The sequence below is a fragment of the Burkholderia orbicola genome (genome assembly GCF_900100915.1).
GTDB lineage: Bacteria > Pseudomonadota > Gammaproteobacteria > Burkholderiales > Burkholderiaceae > Burkholderia > Burkholderia orbicola.
Genome location: NZ_FNKW01000002.1, coordinates 2,528,882 through 2,542,959 on the forward strand (window position 1 = coordinate 2,528,882; position 14,078 = coordinate 2,542,959).

A 14,078-nucleotide genomic window follows, 5' to 3' on the forward strand; every position below is an offset into this window, starting at 1 on the left:
CGGCGGTTCGTTTCTGCTTGCAAGGCCGGTTTCCCGGCCTTGTCTTCCCTATCCGATCCTGAACGTACTTTTCAGTACGTCGCGCAGATGCAGCGCGGCGCGATTGCTGTCGTCCGTCAGCACCGTGATCAGGTGCGGCGGCAGATCGGGCAGCACGATGCCGGCGACATGGCTCGTCAGGTTGCCCGACACGCGATCATGCTCGATCAGGCCGACCGCGAGCCCGTTCGCGATACACGCTTCGACCGCCGGCGAACTGGCGCTTTCGAGCAGCATCCGGTGCGCGATCTTCGCCTTCTTCAGCGCATTCAGCGCGGTGTCGCGGTATGGGCAGCCCTGCAGTTGAACCGCGATCGGCAGCGGCGCATCGGGATTGAACTTGAAGGTGCGCGCGGCGACCCACACCGGATGGGTCTTGCTGAGCAGCTCGGCGTGCGGCAGCGCTTTCGGCACCACGGCGATCGTGATGTCGAGCTGGCCGCGCGCGAACAGCTGCTGCAACTCTTCGCTGGAGCGCGCTTCGACCGTCAGTTCGAGCAGCGGCCGGTCGGCGGCGAAGCGCGGCAGGAATTCCGCCATGAAATGCGCCGCGTAGGAATCGGGGATGCCGAGCCGCAGCTTGCCGGTCAGCATCTGCGGCGACAGCGATTCGACGAGCCGGTCGTGGCTCAACAGAAACTCGGTGGTGTCGCTCAGCAGCTTGTGGCCGAACTGCGTGAGTTCGACCGCCTGGTTGTTTCGCGTAAACAGCCGCTGCGCGACCATCTCTTCCAGCTTCTGAATCTGCGCGGTGACGGACGACGGGCTGCGGTTCACATGAACGGCCGCATCCTTGAAGCGGCCGAGCTTCGCGACGGCGTGGAAGGTACGCAGCAGGTCGACGTCCAGGGTGCGCGGCATGATTTGGTTTTTCCGAATCAGTGATTCAGGTAATGTCGATTGACGGAATTATTGGGCATCCCTATTCTCGGGTCAACAGGCAGACAACGGCAGGCAGCCGGTCGGGCGTTGCACGCATCCGGGGAACGATTCATGTCGATCAATGATTTTGTCGTAGATGCATTGGTGCGGGACAGGAAGCTGAAGGCGGAGTCGGTATGGACGGTCGAGAATCACGAAAAATATTCGACGCTGCATCGCACTGGCGATGACGCGCGGCGACGGGAAGCGGGGCGCGAAGTCTTTTCGCTGATGCGCAACCTGAACGAGCTGGGCGTGCGAAGCCCGGCGCTGTGCGCGGATCGCGACGGCAAGGGTTCGCTGCGCGAAGCGATCGGCGCATTGAGCGAGCGGCTCGCGACGTTGTCGCGCGGCCGCCATGTCCATTACATCGAGCTGGGGCCCGAGCCGGTCAAGACGACCGAGCTGATGAAAGCGGTCAGCGGCGGCGGGCCGGATCATCTGCGTTACACGGCCGTCGACATCAACGAGTCGTCGGAAGACGCGATGCGGCACGCGATCATGCCGTTCCTGAAAACGCCCGGCTGTTTCAACTACATCGCCGACGATTACCGGAACGTGCAGTGGAACCATATCGACCTGGGCCAGGACGTGACCTTCATCACGATGCTCGGGTTCCAGGAAGGCAACGAGTTGCCGGTGACGATCGGCCGGCTGATTCGCAATCTCGGCGGCAAGTCGACCTATGTCGTGTCGGAGATGCAGTTGCTCGTGGAAGGGCGCGAAGAGCCCATCTACGACTTCTACCAGAACGAGAACATGGTGCGGTTCTCCGAAATCGTCAGCCGGCAGCAGGGCTTCGAGCCGCTCGGCAAGCATCATGTCTCGATCGTGAGGCTCAATCTGCTCGGCGACCAGTTCCATGTGGCGGTCACGCTGCAGCCGGTGTCGAAAGCGGGGGCCGACGGGCATCTGATCACCAACGTCTGCCTGAAATACACGCCGGAGCAATTCCGCCACGTCCGCCTGAGCCACGGCAATTGCCGCGTGATCGACGAATTGCACAGCGGGGACGGCAGCGTCGTGTACCAGATTGCGCAGTACAAGGGCTGAATGGCGAAACGTCGACAGCGAGGCACGCGATGAACAACGGACATGCATTGCCGGTATTTGCGCGCGGGTTCGGCCGGGTGACGCTGGCGCTGCGGACGTCGCTGTCCGGCGGCGCGAACGTCGGCGGCACGCTCGACGCGTCGGCGGAACCGATGCGCTGGAGCGGCGCGTGCCTGCGCGACGGCTACGAGGTGCGCTACCGCCGCAACCTCGACGATCTCGGTTATCGCGACGTGCCGATGCGCGGCACGCGCTCGGATGCGCTGAATGCGGTGTGTCACCTGCGCGGGTTGTTTTCCGACGAAGCGGTCGACGCGCTGCGCGAGATCGGCCGCGCGCTGGAGCGCAGCGCGTCGAGCAGCAACTGGATCATCTCGAAGCGCGTGCGTGCGGTGACGGACCGCTCGCGCTTCATCGACGACATGATGCACGACCGCGCGTTCCTGCTGCGGGTGTCGCGCCTCGCCGGTGTGCCGTTGATCCCGTATCCGATGGCCAATGCGCGCTCGCAGTTCAATTACTACTATCCGACGGATCAGCGCGACGGCAAGGCGCAACTCGGCATGTGGCACACCGACGGCACCAGCTTCGTGCTGAACATCGTGCTGTCGGATCGCGCCGATTACGCCGGCGGCAACTTTCTGTTCTACGAATCGAGGGCGGAGACGTTCGATCGTCACGATCCCGAGCGCCGGCACGTGAGGAACGCGAACCTGGACCACGCGGGCGATGCGCTGCTGATCTACGGCAGCAAGCTGTTTCATGGCGTCGAACCGGTCGAGGCCGGGCGTCGCATGTCGCTGGTGCTGTCGTTTCATTGCCCCTACACACGCGAGGACGACAACGGGTTCTGGCATCTCGCGTCGGACGACGGCATTGCACGCACCGTCGTGAACTGGCTGGCGCTGCGGCGTGCCCTCAGGGACGACGCCGAGCTGCAGTACCGCCGCCTGGGGCTCGAACCGATCCGGCCGGACGATCTGGGCGACCAGCGCCTGGCTCCGGCCACTTTCTGAGAACCGTCGCGCCATGCAGCTCTTCCTGCTTCAACTCGTTTTCGTCCTGTCGTGGAGTTCCGGGTTCATCGGCGCCAAGCTCGGCGCGGAGACGGCCGGCGCGTTCAACCTGCTGTTCTGGCGGTTCCTGCTCGTGACGCTGTGCCTCGCGATCGTCCTCAATCGGCAGCTCGGGCGCCTGACGCTCGAGAAAATCCGCTACCACGCGGTGATCGGCTTCCTGTCGCAGTTCCTCTATCTGGCCTGCGTGTACGTCGCGATCCAGCACGGCCTGCCGCCGGGCATCGCCGCGATCGTCGCGGCGTTGCAGCCGCTCATCACGGCGGCGATGACGTCGTTCGGCGGCAGCGAGCGCAGCGGGGCGCGCCAGTGGGCCGGGCTCGTCGTCGGGTTCGTCGGCGTGGGCATCGTGATCGGCGGCCAATATGCGCTGCCGGCCGGGTCGGTCGGGATCGTCATGTACCTGCTGCCGCTGGTGTCCGCGTTCGGGCTGTCGATCGCGACGATCTATCAGCGCCGCCGCGCGCTGACGGCCGCGCGCAGCAACGAGGACGGGCTGTTCCTGCCGCTGTTCGTGCAGGGTGGCGTGAGCCTCGTGCTGTTCGCGGCGTGCGGGATCGTCACCGGCGACCTGCACGTGCCGACGCAGCCGAACGTGTGGGTGTCGGTCGTGTGGCTGACGGTGTTCTCGACCTTCATCGCTTACCTGTCGCTGTGGGCGCTGCTCAAGCGCATGCCGGCGACGCGCGTGGCGACGCTCGTCTATCTCGAACCGCCGGTGACGCTGCTGTGGGCCGCGTGGATGTTCGGCGACCGGATCGCGGTGACGACCTACGTCGGCATCGTCGTGGTCGCGATCGGCGTCTGGCTGGCCGGCAAGCCCGGCGCGCGGCCCGCGCGGCCGCGCTGCGCGGACCTGGAGACGGCCGGCCGCTGACGCACTGGTTGCGCGCGCGATTCCGGTGTAGCTTCGCGAGACTGCCCGACTCGTGAAGGAACCCGATGAAAGTCAAACGGATCGTCGCCAACGTCGACACGCGCTCGATCGACGATGCAAAGTGCTTCTACCAACGGATCTTCGGTCTCGACCTGCTGATGGACCACGGCTGGATCGCGACCTACGGCAACGCCGAGCAGATGGACGTGCAGATCAGCTTCGCGTCGCAGGGCGGATCGAGCACGCCGACGCCCGATCTGTCGATCGAGGTCGACGATGTCGATGAAGCGCTCGCGCGGGTCCGGGCGGCCGGCATTTCCGTCGAATACGGGCCGGCCGACGAGCCGTGGGGCGTGCGGCGGTTTTACGTGCGCGACCCGTTCGGCAAGCTCGTCAACGTGCTCGCGCATCGCTGAGCGGCGACGGCGAACCGGGCATGCCGGCGTTCACGCATGCAACGCCAGCCCTTTCACCGCCTTGTCGACGGCCTTCTTCGGCCCGTGCAACGCCAGGCCGACCAGATCCGGATTGTCCGCATCCTCGGCGCGAAACGCCGCGCGGTTGGCCGCGTCGTGCCCGGTCGAAAACATCGCGCGCACGTAGGGCACGATCGTCAGTTCGCGCGACAGCGCCTGCCGGTGCGCGGCCTGCAATCCATTCAGATCGGCCGCGAACACCAGCATCGGCTGGCCCAGCATCCGGCTGTAGCGGCGCCCGGCCGCATCCTCGTAAGGCTCGCCGAGCGCGTCAGGCGCACCGGCCGCGACGCCCGTCGCGAGAAATGCGACCACGTTGAGTTTTTGCCACGCGGCGAGATCGTCGCGCACGATCAGCGCTACTTTGGTATCGAACATGCTTGCTCCTCGTTGGAGCGCCCATGATCGGACGTCGTGCGCGATCAGTCTGGAACGTTTGTGCAGAGTTGCCGGTACGCGGCCGGCGTGATCCGGTACGCGCGGCGGAACCAGCGGCCGAGGTGGCTCTGGTCGGCGAAGCCGACGTCGGCGGCCGCCTGTGCGGGCGTGCGGCCGGCAGCCAGCAGCTTGCGCGCGGCGCGCAGCCGCAAGCGCACGAGGTACGCGTGCGGCGACGTGCCGAACGCACGCTGGAACATCCGCGTCAGCCGGAACCGGTCGATGCCGGCGACGCTCGCGAGTTCGTCGAGGCCGAGGTTGCCGTCCATGTGTGCGTGCAGCAGGTCGCGCACGCGCGCGATCGCGGGCGGCACGACGCCGCTTTCCAGTGCGAGTGGGCCGCCCAGTTGACTGCCGAGCCGTATCAGCAGGCGGTCGAGCGTCTGGTCGCGCGCGAGCCGGCCTTCGTTGTCGTGGATCGCGAAGAACGCGTTCCGGATCGCATCGACGAGGCCGCGATCGTCGACGAGCGTATGGCCGAACGTGGCTTCGACGCTGCCGAGGCCCGGCAGGTCGAGCCGGCGCGCGGCGCGCTCGACCCACGCTTGCGGCAGGTACAGCATCCCGTACGTGAAGCCGCCGGCTTCGGGTGCATGGCCATCGTGCATCGCGCCCGGCTCGATCAGGATCGCGCGGCCCGGCACGCTGGTATGCAGCGAGCGGTGGCACTGAAAGCGCTGCACGCCCTGTTCGGTGAAGCCGACCAGCATGTCGTCGTGATCGTGCGCATCGTACGCATGGCCGTTGAAATGCGCGTGCAGGCTCTCGATGCCGGTTTCCGCGTCGCGGCGCGCGACGAGCCAGTGGTCGGTCGTGCCGACGGCCTTGGCGTCGGTCGTCATCGGGGGCCTCGACCGTCGTCGTGGTGCGACGAAACGGGGTTGCGGGTGGCGGAACAGGGAGGGCGGGTGCGGGTCATGATTCGCTCACCATCGCTTGTTCGTCGCGCGCATATTGCGCGGGCGGCCGGCCGACGTGCCGCGCGAACGCGACGCTGAAGGTGCTCGCCGAGCTGTAGCCGACGCGCGCCGCGATCTCCGCGATGCGCCCTTCGTTGCGGCGGAGCAGATCCTTCGCGAGCGCCATGCGCCATGTCAGCAGGTACTCCATCGGCGCGACGCCGACCGCGCGGCTGAAGCGTTCGAAGAACGTCGAGCGCGACAGCGCGGCTTCCTTCGCGAGTTCGACGATCGTCCACGGGTGCGCGGGGCGTTCGTGCATCCGGCGCAGCGCGGCCGCGAGGCGGCTGTCGGCGAGCCCGCGCACGAGGCCGGGCGATGCATGCGTGCCGGTCGTGAACCGCATCGCCTCGATCAGCAGCACTTCCAGCAGGCGCGCCAGCACGATTTCGCGGGCCGGCCGCTGCGCGCGCGATTCGTCGCGCACCAGTTGCACGAGCGTGGTCAGCCGCGGCTCGCCGCGTACGTGCACGAAGCGCGGCAGCAACGACACCAGCAGCGCCGCGTCGGGCGAACCGAAGCTGCAGTTGCCGGCCATCATTCGCGTGTCGACCGGATTGGCCGGATCACCGATCCGGTATTCGCCGTGGTCGAGCATGACGGGCGGCGCGGTGTCGACGCCCGGCGGCGGCGGTTCGAGGCTCGACATCGCCACGCCGTAGGCCGCCGGAATCAGCATGAAATCGCCGGCCAGCAGCTCGATCGGCGCGTGCCCGTCGATCGCGATCCGGCAGCCGCCGTCGAGGACCGCGCAATAGAACGGCTCGCCGGCGACCGTGCGGCTGATCGCCCACGGGCTCGCGCCACGGACGTACTTCGAGTACCGCGCGCCCGGTTGCAGCAGCGTCACGACTTCGGTCAGCGGGTCGATCATGCCGGACTCTCGCAAAAGAAAAGCGGATTGTCGATTGTAGCGAATACGGTTCCGGCCATCTATCGTACGGACACATGCTCAACACACCCGAGGAGTTCGCATGAAGACCGTACTGATTACCGGCTGTTCCTCCGGCTTCGGCCTCGAAATCGCGCGCCATTTCCTGGCGCGCGACTGGCAGGTCGTCGCGACGATGCGCAAGCCGAACGACGACGTGCTGCCGCCGTCGGAGCGCTTGCGCGTGCTGCCGCTGGACGTGACGAACGCGGACAGCATTCGCGCCGCGATCGACGCCGCCGGCCCGATCGACGTGCTCGTCAACAACGCGGGCTTCGGCGCGGCCGCACCGGCCGAACTCCTGCCGCTCGACACGGTGCGCGCGCTGTTCGACACCAATACGATCGGCACGATCGCGGTGACGCAGGCCGTGCTGCCGCAGTTTCGCACGCGCGGCGCCGGCGTGGTCGTGAACGTCACGTCGAGCGTCACGCTGAAAGCGCTGCCGCTGGTCAGCGCGTATCGCGCGAGCAAGGCGGCAGTCAATGCCTATACCGAATCGATGGCGGCCGAGCTCGAACCGTTCGGCGTGCGCGCGCATCTCGTGCTGCCGGGCCGCGCGCCCGACACGCGTTTCTCCGACAACGCACGAGCCAACATGCATGGCTTCGAGCACGAGGCGTATGCGGATTTCGTCGGCAAGGCCGTCGCGCGGATGCTCGATGCGTCGGGGCCGATCACCCATGCGCAGGACGTCGCCGAAGCCGTGTGGCGCGCGGCGACCGATCCGTCCAGCCCGATGCGCATGCCGGCCGGCGCCGATGCGCAGGCGTGGGCGGCGGAAGCGGGTTGAACGAGAGGGAATCCGTCGCGCCGGCCGGTTGAACCGGCGCGACGAATCGCGTGACGGAGAGAACGGCGTTACGTTACAGCGCCCGCTTGATCGCCTGCTCCAGCAACGACAGGCCGAGGTCGATCTCTTCGTCGCTGACGGTCAGCGGCGGCGCGATCCGGAACACGCCGCCCATGCCGGGCAACTGCACGATGTTCATGCTGAGCCCGAGCTTCATGCACTCGCGGGTGATCTTCGCGCCGAGCCCGTCCGCCGGCTCCTTGGTGCGGCGATCCTTGACGATCTCGACGCCGAGCAGCAGCCCGCGTCCGCGTACGTCGCCGATGCAGTCGAAGCGTTCCATCAGGTCGAGCAGGCCGCGCCGCAGCCGCTCGCCCATCGTGTTGGCGCGCGCGACGAGGCCGTCGCGCTGCACGACGTCGAGCACGCGCAGGCCGACCGCAGCCGGCAGCGGGTCGGATACGTGGGTCGTATAGAACAGGTAGCCGAGCTCGTGCGCGCGTTCCTCGATGGCCGCGGACGTGACCATCGCCGCGAGCGGCAGCCCGGCGCCGAGCGTCTTCGACAGCGTCAGGATGTCGGGCGTCACGCCGTCGCGCTGGCACGCGAACATCGTGCCGGTGCGGCCGACGCCCGTCTGCGCCTCGTCGAGGATCAGCAGCATGTCGCGTTCCTCGCACTTGCGCTTGAGCGCGGCCATATAGCCTTCCGGCAATTCGATGATCCCGCCCGAACTGAGGATCGGCTCCGCGATGAACGCGGCGAGATTGCCGCTCGACTGGCGGTCGATCAGGTCGAACGCGTAGTCGAGTTCGGCGAGCGGGTCGTGCGCGCCGTTGCGCTCGAAGCGCGGCCGGTACGCGAACGGGGCCGGAATCGCGAACGAGCCGACCGCCGCGGGGCCGACGCCCTTGCGGCCGGCGCTGTACGTGGCCGACGCGGCGGCGCCCGTCATCCCGTGCCACGACTGCGCGAAGCCGACGATCTCGTACTTGCCGGTGACGAGCTTCGCCATCCGGATCGCCGCCTCGTTCGATTCCGCGCCGGTGCTGAGCAGCAGCGCGCGGTCGAGGCCGGCGGGCGTGAGATCGGCCAGGCGCGTCGCGAGCTCGACGACCGGCCGCGACAGCATCCCGCTGAACAGGTGGTCGAGCTTGCCCGCGTATTCGCCGATCACGGACACGATTTCCGGATGGCTGTGGCCGAGCACCGCGCTCATCTGGCCCGACGTGAAATCGAGGATCGCGCGGCCGTCGGCATCGTAGACGAAGCTGCCCTTCGCGCGCTCGACGATCATCGGCTCGAACGTGCCGCCGTAGCGGACCAGGTGCTGCCTGGCGTTGCGCCAGAAGGTTGCGTCGTCGTTCAGGGACATCGGGCGGCTCCGGGCAAAAGGGCAGGGATCGCTTGCAGTCTAGGCGCGCGTCTGGTTTGATGGAATCGAATAGTTCTAATGCAAGCTAGAAAAGGGGCTAATACCTTGGCGCTTTCGCTCGAAATCGACCTGCTGCGCTCGTTCGTCGTGATCGCCGAGGTGCGCGCGCTGAGCCGCGCGGCCGCGCGCGTCGGCCGCACGCAATCCGCGCTCAGCCAGCAGATGAAGCGGCTCGAGGAAGTGGTCGACCAGCCGCTGTTCCAGCGCACCGGCCGTGGCGTGGTGCTGACGCAGCCGGGCGAGCGGCTGCTCGTGCATGCGCAGCGCATCCTGCGGCTGCACGACGAGGCGATGGCCGACCTGTGCGGCACGGGGCTGTCGGGGACGATCCGGTTCGGGTGCCCGGACGATTACGCGCAAGTGTGGCTGCCGTCGCTGCTGCGGCAGTTTTCGAGTCAGCATCCGCAGGCGATCGTCGAAGTCGTCTGTGGGCCGACGCCGCGACTCGTCGAACAGCTGGAGAAGCGCGCGGTCGATCTGGCGATGATTTCCGTGCCGGACGACGGCGCGACCGACGACGTCATTCGCCGCGAGCCGCTGGTCTGGATCGGCTATCCGGGGCTCGCACCCGCGCATTTCGATCCGCTGCCGCTCGCGCTGTCCGACCGCGACACGCTCGATCACCTCGCGGCGTGCGACGCGTTGAACCGCGCCGGCCGCGACTACCGCGTCGCGTATGCGAGCAGCAGCCTTGCCGGGCTGATCGCGCTGGTGCGTTCGGGTCAGGCGTTCGCGGTGATGACGCAGACGGCCGTGCCGGCCGATCTTGCGATCGTCAACGGCGATCCGCGCTTGCCGCCGTTGCCCGCCGTGGGCATTACGCTGCGGTTCGACCGGAAGCGGCCGTCGCACCTGACGGCAGCCTTCGCCGACCATATCCGGCAAACGCTGCCGTTGCTTTGACGGCCGACGTGAATCAGTCGACCATCGACGAAGCCGACGCCTGCGTGCGGCCCGGCCGCTCCGTCGCCGCCTCGCGCACGCGGATCGCCGCCTGCATGCCGGACAGCTTCAGTTCGGTTTCCTGATATTCGTTGATCGGCTCGGAATCGGCGACGATGCCGCAGCCCGCGAACAGCCGGCACGCGCCGCCCGCGATCAGCGCCGAGCGCAGCGCGACGATGAAGTCGCCGTTGCCGTGCGCATCGATCCAGCCGATCGGCGCCGCATACCAGCCGCGATCGAAGCCTTCGTACGCACGGATGTGATCGAGCGCTGGTGCGCGCGGATGGCCGGCCACCGCGGGCGTCGGGTGCAGCGCCGCGACCACCTGCAACAGCGTCGCATCCGCATTCAGCGTCGCGCGGATCGGCGTGCTCAGGTGCTGGAGCTTCGGCAGCCGGTGCAGCGACGGTTGATTGGGCACGTCGAGTGCGCGCGACAGCGGCGCGAGCGCGGCACGGATGGCGTCGACGACGAGCGCATGCTCGAGCCGCTCCTTCGCGGAAGCCATCAGCGCGGCGCCGAGTGCGCGATCGTCGTCGGGCGTGGCGCCGCGCCGGATCGTGCCGGCCAGCGCATGCGTGCGCACGTCGCCGGCCGCGACACGCGCGAGCCGTTCCGGCGTCGCGCCGACGAAGCACGCTCCGTCGCGACGGACCGCGAACAGGTGCGCATGCGCGTCGCGCCGTCGCAGCCGGCGCAGCAGCGGCGCGATCGCCACAGGCCGCGCGTACTGTTCGAGCACGTCGCGGGCGAGCACGACCTTGCCGAATGCGCCGTCGTGGATCGCGTCCACCGCACGACGGACTTCGTGCTGCCATTCGCTCGCCTGGAGCGCCTGCGTGTGCAGCAGGTGCGGCGCGTCGTCTTCCGCGGCCGGAGCAAGCGCGCCGAGCGACTCGATCCGCGCGAGGCACGCATGCGCGAGCGCGGCGGGATCGTCGTGGGCGGCGACGACCTGCTGGCACACGGCCCAGTGCGCATCGCCTTCGCGCACGATCAGCAGCTTCGCCAGCGTCATGCTCGCATCGGGAAACGATGCCCAGTGCGCGCTGCGCGGGCCGCGCGAATCGAACCGGAAGCCGCCGACCAGCCGCGGCGGCTGCGGGCCGGCCGTGATTGCATCACTCACGAGGGTGCGCCAGCGCGCATCGATCTGCGCGAAGCGCGTGTCGCCGGTGGCGCTCAGTTCGACCGCGCAATCCCAGCCGTACAGCGTGACGGACGCATCGCCGGCTTCGTGGAAGCACCACGGCGTGACGCCGTCGTCCCACGCGGCGATCAGGTTGAAGAAGTCGAGCGGGCGCAGCGGCACCGAGACCGACGCCAGCGTCGGCGTGCCGGTGGCGGCGGCGCGGCGGGCCGCACGCGCGAACGTGTCGTGCAGCAGCGGAAGGCCGGCGTTCATGCAAGCCCCCGCTGTTGTCGCCAGTATTGCGTTTGCTGCGCGATGTACCACGCGATGAGCTGGGCGAACAGCGTTTCGACGTAGTCGGCGTCGAGGCCGGCCTGTTCGGCCCAGCGGCGCCGGTCGGGCAGCATCGCGGCCACCCGCTCCGGCGCGGCGATGCTCGCTTCGTTCGGCTTGAAGCGCGACGCGGCCAACACGTACTGCATGCGCCGGCCGAGCGCGTCGATGATGTCGGCGTCCAGCCGATCGATCGCTTCGCGAATGTCGGGCAGCCCCGTGCAGGCGTCCGGTGTTTTCATGTGTACTCCTTTCCGTAACGAAGGGATTGGTCGATCCGTTCGACCAGATGAGCGATCACCGCCGGGTATTGGTGTCGCAGGTAGAAGTGGTCGCCGTCGAACGTCTCGACGCGGATCGGGCGCGACGCGACGTCCTGCCACGCGTGCGCCTCGTCGCTGTCCAGCTCGGGATCGGCGAGCGGCAGCATCACGCCCAGCGGCGCATCGATGCGCGGCGGGCGGTCGCGCCGATACGTTTCGATCGCGCGGTAGTCGTGGCGGATCATCGGCAGGTAGATCGCGCGCATTTCCGGATCGGCGAGCAGCGCGGCGTGCTCGCCGGACAGCCGGGCGACGTCGCCGACGAGCGCGTCGTCGGATTGCAGGTGCAGGTCCGACGGGCGCTGGCGATGCGGCGGCGGCAGCGCGGAAACGGCCACGTACAGCGGCGCGGCGCCGCGCGCCTCGAGCCGCACCGCGACCTCGTACGCGAGGGCCGCACCGAGGCTGTGCCCGAACAGCACGAGCGGTGCATGGGCATAGCGTTGCAGCGCGTCGGCGGCGGGGCCGGCGAGCGCGTCGATCGAGCGCAGGCACGGCTCGCCGAAGCGTTCTTCGCGGCCCGGATACTGCAGCGCGAGCAGATCGACGTCCCACGGCAGCACACGGCTCCAGCCGCGAAAGAAATTCGCGGTGCCGCCCGCATGCGGGAAGCAGACGAGCTGCGCGCGCGGGCACGGCGACAGCCGCAACTCGCGAATCCAGCTCGAACCGGTCGCGGGCGCGCTCATGCGGCCGCCGCCTGCAACTGGCGGCGCAGCAGGTCGCGCAGCGATTTCTTGCTGGTCTTGCCGATGCCGGTTTCCGGAAAGCGCGGCATGAATTCGATGCGGTCGGGGATCTTGAAGGCCGCGAGCCCGCGGTCGCGCAGGTAGCGTTTCAGCACGAGTCGGGACGGGGCCGGCGCGCGTGCGACCACGAACGCGCAGGTTCGCTCGCCGAGGATCGGGTCGGGCATCGCGACGACCGCCGCGTCGTGCACCTGCGGATGCGCAAGCAACAGGTTCTCCACTTCCTCGGCGGAGACCTTCTCGCCGCCGCGGTTGATCTGATCCTTGTCGCGGCCTTCGACGACGAGGTCGCCGTCCGCGGTGCGCCGCACGCGGTCGCCGCTGCGGTAGAAGCCGTCGGCCGTGAATGCCGTCGCGTCGTGCTCCGCGAGCCGGTAGTAGCCGCGGATCGTGTACGGGCCGCGTACCTGCAATTCGCCGATCTCGCCGGGCGCGACCGGTGCGCCGCTTTCGTCGACGATGCGCACTTCGTCGCCTTCGGAGACGGGGCGGCCCTGCGTGTGCGCGATGCGCTCGGGCGCATCGTCGAGCCGCGTGCAGCAGATGAGCCCTTCGGCCATGCCGAACACCTGCTGCAACCGGCAGCCGAGCACGGGCGTCGCGCGTTCGGCCGCGTGGTCCATCAGCCGTGCGCCACCGACCTGCAGCACGCGCAGGCTCGACAGGTCGGCCTGCCGTTGCGGCTGCTCGTCGAGCCACAGCAGCGCGAGCGGCGGCACGAGCGCGGTATGCGTGACGCGTTCCTGCGCGATCAGCGCGAAACTCTGGTCGGGCTCGGGCCGCGCGGTCGTTACCACCCGGCCACCTGCGAGCAATGCGCCGATCGTGCCGGGGCAGCACAGCGTGAAGTTGTGCGCCATCGGCAGCGCGGCGAGATAGACGGTGTCGGCATCGAAACCGCTCGCGGCGCTGCACGCGCGCACGTTGTACAGGTATTCGCGATGGCGGCGCGGAATCAGCTTCGGCGTGCCGGTCGTGCCGCCCGACAGCTGGAAGCACGCGATGTCGTCGGCGCGTGCCGCGCAGTCGTGCACGGGCGCCGCGTCGTACAGCGCGTCGAACGACGTGAACGCGTGATCGTCGCCGGCCATCACGATGTGCTCGAGCGTCGGGCAGTCGGCCTGCAACGCGGCCGCGAGCGGCCGGCAGTCGAAATCGCCGAGCTGCGACGCGCCGAGATAAGCACGCGCACCGGCGAAGCGGCAGAACGCGCCGATCTCGTAGTGACGGTGCGCGGGCAGCGCGAGCACCGGCCGCACGCCGAGCTGGAACAGCGCGAAGCACGTCTCGATGAAGCGCGCGCCGTTCGGCAACTGGACGACGACTGCGTCGCCGCGCACCAGGCCGAGGCGCGCGAGGCCGCCCGCGAGGCGGCGAATGCGCGCGAGCAGATCGCGATAGCGCAGCCGCAGCGCGCCGTCGACGACGGCGAGCGCGTCGGGATGGCGCTGCGCGCAGGCATCGAGCGCGTCGAAGAACGTCGTGTCCTGCCAGTAGCCGGCGTCGCGGTAGCGGCGCGCGAAGTCGTCGGGCCAGTCGGGCGCGTCGGCCGGCACGGCCGCCGCCAGGGAGGAAGGGGAGGATTGCATGCGCTGACC

Annotated in this window: 15 protein-coding genes; 6 read left to right on the forward strand and 9 right to left on the reverse strand. The window is 68.6% G+C overall.

The window, feature by feature from the left end; translation table 11 throughout:
• Positions 1-48: 48 nt before the first annotated feature.
• Positions 49-900, reverse strand: a complete 852-nt coding sequence (locus BLS50_RS28195; protein WP_011547156.1) for a LysR substrate-binding domain-containing protein — start codon at positions 898-900, stop codon at positions 49-51.
• A 132-nt stretch (positions 901-1,032) separates the two neighbouring features.
• Here BLS50_RS28195 and BLS50_RS28200 point away from each other — a divergent pair, with 132 nt between their 5' ends.
• The 4 genes from BLS50_RS28200 (at position 1,033) to BLS50_RS28215 (ending at position 4,382) form a co-directional block, all read left to right on the forward strand.
• Positions 1,033-2,013: a hypothetical protein gene (locus tag BLS50_RS28200; RefSeq protein WP_006480718.1), complete on the forward strand. Its 981-nt coding sequence runs from the start codon at positions 1,033-1,035 to the stop codon at positions 2,011-2,013.
• 29 nt (positions 2,014-2,042) lie between these two features.
• On the forward strand, positions 2,043-3,029 hold the full coding sequence (locus tag BLS50_RS28205; RefSeq protein ID WP_074805868.1) for a 2OG-Fe(II) oxygenase family protein: 987 nt from the start codon (positions 2,043-2,045) through the stop codon (positions 3,027-3,029).
• 13 nt (positions 3,030-3,042) lie between these two features.
• Entirely contained in the window at positions 3,043-3,966 is a 924-nt protein-coding gene (locus BLS50_RS28210; protein WP_023475666.1) for a DMT family transporter, read from the forward strand.
• Between the two features lie 65 nt (positions 3,967-4,031).
• Complete coding sequence (locus BLS50_RS28215; RefSeq protein ID WP_074805871.1) at positions 4,032-4,382, forward strand: VOC family protein; 351 nt, start codon at positions 4,032-4,034, stop codon at positions 4,380-4,382.
• A gap of 30 nt (positions 4,383-4,412) precedes the next feature.
• Here BLS50_RS28215 and BLS50_RS28220 read toward each other — a convergent pair whose 3' ends face one another.
• The 3 genes from BLS50_RS28220 to BLS50_RS28230 form a co-directional block, all read right to left on the reverse strand.
• Positions 4,413-4,820: a DUF2000 domain-containing protein gene (locus tag BLS50_RS28220; RefSeq protein WP_006484757.1), complete on the reverse strand. Its 408-nt coding sequence runs from the start codon at positions 4,818-4,820 to the stop codon at positions 4,413-4,415.
• 44 nt (positions 4,821-4,864) lie between these two features.
• Complete coding sequence (locus BLS50_RS28225) at positions 4,865-5,722, reverse strand: AraC family transcriptional regulator (RefSeq protein WP_011547162.1); 858 nt, start codon at positions 5,720-5,722, stop codon at positions 4,865-4,867.
• Between the two features lie 73 nt (positions 5,723-5,795).
• Entirely contained in the window at positions 5,796-6,713 is a 918-nt protein-coding gene (locus BLS50_RS28230) for an AraC family transcriptional regulator (RefSeq protein ID WP_074805875.1), read from the reverse strand.
• A gap of 100 nt (positions 6,714-6,813) precedes the next feature.
• Between BLS50_RS28230 and BLS50_RS28235 the strand changes: the two genes are divergently transcribed.
• Entirely contained in the window at positions 6,814-7,563 is a 750-nt protein-coding gene (locus tag BLS50_RS28235) for an SDR family oxidoreductase (protein ID WP_074805878.1), read from the forward strand.
• A gap of 73 nt (positions 7,564-7,636) precedes the next feature.
• On the opposite strand, the gene BLS50_RS28240 is transcribed toward BLS50_RS28235, so the two are convergent.
• On the reverse strand, positions 7,637-8,938 hold the full coding sequence (locus tag BLS50_RS28240) for an aspartate aminotransferase family protein (protein WP_074805880.1): 1,302 nt from the start codon (positions 8,936-8,938) through the stop codon (positions 7,637-7,639).
• A gap of 78 nt (positions 8,939-9,016) precedes the next feature.
• Between BLS50_RS28240 and BLS50_RS28245 the strand changes: the two genes are divergently transcribed.
• Positions 9,017-9,901: a LysR family transcriptional regulator gene (locus BLS50_RS28245; protein ID WP_074805883.1), complete on the forward strand. Its 885-nt coding sequence runs from the start codon at positions 9,017-9,019 to the stop codon at positions 9,899-9,901.
• Positions 9,902-9,914: 13 nt separating this feature from the next.
• On the opposite strand, the gene BLS50_RS28250 is transcribed toward BLS50_RS28245, so the two are convergent.
• Genes BLS50_RS28250 through BLS50_RS28265 form a run of 4 tightly spaced genes read right to left on the reverse strand, consistent with a single transcriptional unit; the run spans position 9,915 to position 14,069 of the window.
• Positions 9,915-11,348 (reverse strand): isochorismate synthase, encoded by a 1,434-nt coding sequence (locus BLS50_RS28250; RefSeq protein ID WP_074805887.1) that lies wholly within the window; start codon positions 11,346-11,348, stop codon positions 9,915-9,917.
• The gene (locus BLS50_RS28255) at positions 11,345-11,650 is read right to left on the reverse strand and encodes an isochorismate lyase (RefSeq protein WP_011547168.1); all 306 of its coding nucleotides are present in this window, start codon (positions 11,648-11,650) and stop codon (positions 11,345-11,347) included. Before BLS50_RS28255 ends, BLS50_RS28250 begins: the two co-directional genes overlap by 4 nt.
• Entirely contained in the window at positions 11,647-12,420 is a 774-nt protein-coding gene (locus BLS50_RS28260; protein ID WP_074805890.1) for a thioesterase II family protein, read from the reverse strand. Before BLS50_RS28260 ends, BLS50_RS28255 begins: the two co-directional genes overlap by 4 nt.
• Positions 12,417-14,069, reverse strand: coding sequence for a (2,3-dihydroxybenzoyl)adenylate synthase (locus BLS50_RS28265; protein ID WP_074805893.1), 1,653 nt, complete (start codon positions 14,067-14,069; stop codon positions 12,417-12,419). Before BLS50_RS28265 ends, BLS50_RS28260 begins: the two co-directional genes overlap by 4 nt.
• Positions 14,070-14,078: the final 9 nt, after the last annotated feature.

Excerpts from the sequence above, each read along its gene's own strand:
- BLS50_RS28195 (WP_011547156.1), bottom strand. The coding sequence starts at position 900 with ATGCCGCGCACCCTGGACGTCGACCTGCTGCGTACCTTCCACGCCGTC.
- BLS50_RS28200 (WP_006480718.1), top strand. The coding sequence starts at position 1,033 with ATGTCGATCAATGATTTTGTCGTAGATGCATTGGTGCGGGACAGGAAG.
- BLS50_RS28205 (WP_074805868.1), top strand. The coding sequence starts at position 2,043 with ATGAACAACGGACATGCATTGCCGGTATTTGCGCGCGGGTTCGGCCGG.
- BLS50_RS28210 (WP_023475666.1), top strand. The coding sequence starts at position 3,043 with ATGCAGCTCTTCCTGCTTCAACTCGTTTTCGTCCTGTCGTGGAGTTCC.
- BLS50_RS28215 (WP_074805871.1), top strand. The coding sequence starts at position 4,032 with ATGAAAGTCAAACGGATCGTCGCCAACGTCGACACGCGCTCGATCGAC.
- BLS50_RS28220 (WP_006484757.1), bottom strand. The coding sequence starts at position 4,820 with ATGTTCGATACCAAAGTAGCGCTGATCGTGCGCGACGATCTCGCCGCG.
- BLS50_RS28225 (WP_011547162.1), bottom strand. The coding sequence starts at position 5,722 with ATGACGACCGACGCCAAGGCCGTCGGCACGACCGACCACTGGCTCGTC.
- BLS50_RS28230 (WP_074805875.1), bottom strand. The coding sequence starts at position 6,713 with ATGATCGACCCGCTGACCGAAGTCGTGACGCTGCTGCAACCGGGCGCG.
- BLS50_RS28235 (WP_074805878.1), top strand. The coding sequence starts at position 6,814 with ATGAAGACCGTACTGATTACCGGCTGTTCCTCCGGCTTCGGCCTCGAA.
- BLS50_RS28240 (WP_074805880.1), bottom strand. The coding sequence starts at position 8,938 with ATGTCCCTGAACGACGACGCAACCTTCTGGCGCAACGCCAGGCAGCAC.
- BLS50_RS28245 (WP_074805883.1), top strand. The coding sequence starts at position 9,017 with ATGCAAGCTAGAAAAGGGGCTAATACCTTGGCGCTTTCGCTCGAAATC.
- BLS50_RS28250 (WP_074805887.1), bottom strand. The coding sequence starts at position 11,348 with ATGAACGCCGGCCTTCCGCTGCTGCACGACACGTTCGCGCGTGCGGCC.
- BLS50_RS28255 (WP_011547168.1), bottom strand. The coding sequence starts at position 11,650 with ATGAAAACACCGGACGCCTGCACGGGGCTGCCCGACATTCGCGAAGCG.
- BLS50_RS28260 (WP_074805890.1), bottom strand. The coding sequence starts at position 12,420 with ATGAGCGCGCCCGCGACCGGTTCGAGCTGGATTCGCGAGTTGCGGCTG.
- BLS50_RS28265 (WP_074805893.1), bottom strand. The coding sequence starts at position 14,069 with ATGCAATCCTCCCCTTCCTCCCTGGCGGCGGCCGTGCCGGCCGACGCG.